4 protein-coding genes are annotated in these 3,578 nt (G+C 36.4%); all 4 read left to right on the top strand.

All coding sequences use genetic code 11. The features are described from left to right. Positions 1–154: 154 nt before the first annotated feature. Positions 155–1,171 carry a hypothetical protein gene (locus Q1V93_RS15205; RefSeq protein WP_300665829.1) on the top strand — a complete coding sequence of 339 codons (1,017 nt, stop codon included), beginning with the start codon at positions 155–157 and terminating at the stop codon, positions 1,169–1,171. Positions 1,172–1,356: 185 nt separating this feature from the next. Continuing rightward, a complete protein-coding gene (locus Q1V93_RS15200; protein WP_300665828.1) occupies positions 1,357–1,803 on the top strand; it encodes a hypothetical protein in 447 nt (148 codons plus the stop codon). Positions 1,804–2,299: 496 nt separating this feature from the next. Then, complete coding sequence (locus Q1V93_RS15195; protein WP_300665827.1) at positions 2,300–2,464, top strand: hypothetical protein; 165 nt, start codon at positions 2,300–2,302, stop codon at positions 2,462–2,464. Between the two features lie 31 nt (positions 2,465–2,495). Continuing rightward, positions 2,496–3,578 (top strand): hypothetical protein (locus tag Q1V93_RS15190; RefSeq protein WP_300665826.1); only part of this gene is annotated, 1,083 nt, incomplete at its 3' end.

Genomic DNA, 3,578 nt, shown 5'->3' with positions numbered 1-3,578 from the left:
GATTTGACTTTTCAACCGGATCAATTCAACTTTTTGATTGATCAAGGACAAGCATTAATGATTTATTCGACTATACATAAAGCAACTGTGAAAGTTAGGTGTCAGTTATTTTCATGTCTCTGGTTTTTTGTAGTATTGGAGACAAATTTGCGACATGATAGAACAACATAGAATAAATAACCCTGAAAAAATTGATAGGTCTTTCATTGATACTGAATTAAAGGCAGGAAAGCGAGTCATTATTCAATTTTCAGATAGAATTTATTCTGACAAAATATTGACAGAATTAGATACTTGTTGCCAGGAGTTTGATGACAATTTTATTATTCGTTTCTACGGTCATTATCAAAGTTCATTTGATTGTAAAACACTCTTAAAATTACCGAACGCAAAAGCGATACACCTGGATTGTTTATTGAAAGCAGACAATCTGGAATTCCTGACAGAACTAAAAAACCTTAGTCGTTTAAGTTTAGGCGTGTTTGAACTTGCAGACACAGAGATTTTTAGAGCACCTAATTTTTTCAAATTGAAAGAACTGACAATTGGTGAAACGAAAAGAAAAGGGATTAATTTGAAATATTTAGAAGACTACAAAGATTTGTCTTTTCTTATTGTTTGTGGACACACCAAAAATCTTGAAGTTGTTGGGAAGATCACGAACCTGAAGTTCTTAGGTTTAAACTCCGTTTCAAAAGTTTCAATAGCCTTTATAAATGAGCTTAAAAAGCTTAAATCATTACATTTTGTATTAGGCGGAAGAGAAAACATAAATGAAATTGAAGAAAATGAAATTGAAAACCTGGAGATAATAAGAGTTCGGGGATTCAATAACTTTACAAATGTTTCCAAATTTAAAAAACTCAAAAGCCTGAGAATCGAAGATCAGTTACAGTTAACCGAACTTCGATTCGAAAAAGACATTCCGACCTTAAAGGAGCTTCGAATAATTAATTGTAAAACATTTAGTATTCTAGTCGGGCTTGAAAAATTAACTGGTCTTAATGAGTTGAGAATTTACAAAACAGACATTCGGTTTGCTGAATTTATTAAACAACCTTTTTCTACTTCCCTGGATACATTTACTTTCTGCACATCGAAGCGGAAAATTGACAACGAAATCAGCAATAAGCTAATCGAATTAGGATATTCGAATGGGTTAGAAAAATGAATCCACCTGCTTTTAATAGTGTAAATACCTATTCGAATCTATTTCGACAAAACCGACTTTTCGAGTGGTTGGATTTGATTTCAGACTTGATGAGTTTAGTTCACTATTTCAAAAGTCTTTGTATTCGAAATTTGGAATAGGTCTACTTTTTTATTAGATTGAACTGAATTTTAATACACTATTCTATGAAAAAAATCACTTTATCTTTCTTTCTAATTACTTCCTGGGTTCTTTTAAATTCATTTTCGAACCAATCAACTAAAAAACTCCCAATGGGGAAGCCAGTACCAGTTAATTTTACACTAATGACATCAAATGGTTGCGGGATAATTGTCAATGGCACGGTTGATAATAGTACTTACAGTCCGAATTCATTTGTCGGAACCCTTACGCTTACAGGTGCTCCACCTTGTCCTAATGGAACTTTTCAATTTAATGGAAGATCAGTTTTAGGCGGAGGTGCTGGCGGGTCTTCTGATTATGTAGTAACTTTCTCACATAGTTCGATTTGTAGCAGTACTTCATTAGATTGGAGTGCAAATACAGGAAGCGATCCTGATATTGCTACTTTTTTAAATGATTACAAAACGGCAATACTGGAAGAAATCAAAGAAGATGCCGGATGTCCGTAATTTATTGGATTGGTTTCTAAAACTTCTTTTGAAATACTCAATTATAAAAGGGTGATTCTCAAGATCACCCTATTTTTTACTCTCTATCTGATATTTCGACAAAACCGACTTTTCGAGTGGTTAGATTTGACTTTTCAACCGGATCAATTCAACTTTTTGATCGACCAGGAACAAACACTTTTTAATTTGTTCAAATTCGAGTCGAAACCGACTTAAACCCATTTCGACGAAATCAACTTTTCGAGTGGACGAACCGACTCAGCCGACTATATGACCGACTCAATTCGATCGACAAACACCCTAAAACACTAGTAAAATCAGGTGTTTTATAAAGAAATGTTAAAATATCCGATCAATGTAACAATTGAAAATTATTGTCGTTGGAATGAATACCTGGCGTGTAGAACCTTTGCACGTTCCCCTAAATAAACGGGCAGTCCAAACGCCCAATTCAAAGGCTATCGCATAGATGATTAATTATTTAAATCAACGTGCTATGGCAACATTCACAAAAAGCAACACATTCTTCGGAGTGAACACCGGACAGGAAACCCCATGTCTATCCGGTTTGACAATCGGCACACCTTTGAACCGATTGGAAAAAGGCAAGCAACTTAATATTAACCGTGATGGGTTCGAGAAATGGCATTTATACTCTTGAAGAGTATCTTGCACTAACCAACAAAGAAATCATGAGCAATAACAGCAGACTCCGTTCTGTTATTTGTCATCATGAACCTGAAATTACATGGCATGAAGCCACCACCAAAGCCCAGGAATTGAAAAGGACCGGAAAAGTAAACGAATACCTGGATTCTGTCCGAGAGGATTTCCGTCAGACAGAAGAGAAAGAAAGCACGAGCGAGCCACCGACAGACTCCGGATCAGGCAACAAGCCTAATCTGACGATTTACCAAAAAAATTACGATAGACTGACTTTAGTCGCACCCGGATTGTATTTGAAGTTGAGAGATTTCAACGGAGAGTACATTTATGGAAAGGCGTTAAAAACGGGCTACCTGGATTTTTACCTGGAAGTACTCCGTCACGAAGGAAACAAATTCTATATCGGGATTTCCCAGCATGACAAAACCGAAAGCGGTAAACTCGTTCCCGCTCCTGAGATGGAAATTGTTCTTGACATCGAAAAGAAAACCGTTGAAGCACTGAAATACAAAGATGCGCACAAAGACATTGAAATTTATCAGGACTTACAGGGTCGGAAATTCACAGACAAAAACGAAAAAAGATCACAAAACAGGTTTTTAGGCGATTGGTTGAAAAAACTTCGAAATCGCGGGCAGAAAGTCAAATGGAGTAAAAAAGATTCAAAAGAAGTTCCGGAAAGTTTCATTGTAGACGAATACAAAAAAAATGTTTCCCAGGAAACAGAACTTCGCCTTGTTCCTCCTACCGAAGACACCGGGAAAGTGGAAGAAAAAACAAAACCAGAAATCGAAACAAAAGGAGATCGGGAAGAGTCGGAACTTGCAAAAATAATCCCTCTCAAAGCGGGCTACACGGAAAAGGAAAAACAAGAAATGTTAGAGCGGTTTATGCGTGTCGTTACGCTGAATCATCGGAAAAATTTCAAAACGATTGCATCCGAAGCCCTAAGTATTATCAACTCTGGTAAAACAGTTCCTTTTTTGTTGGATTCCTGGGATAAATTAAAAGACAGGGACTACAATCATTTGATTGAACTCAATTACTTCCGGCTCAATGTCATTGTACCAAATCTTTTAGAAGTATTGGCACAATCAGGCGGAGTAATC

It is taken from the genome of Fluviicola sp. (assembly GCF_030151805.1).
GTDB lineage: Bacteria > Bacteroidota > Bacteroidia > Flavobacteriales_D > Crocinitomicaceae > Fluviicola.
The sequence above is the reverse complement of the archived record's forward strand: the minus strand, read 5'-3'. Positions and strand labels throughout refer to the sequence as shown.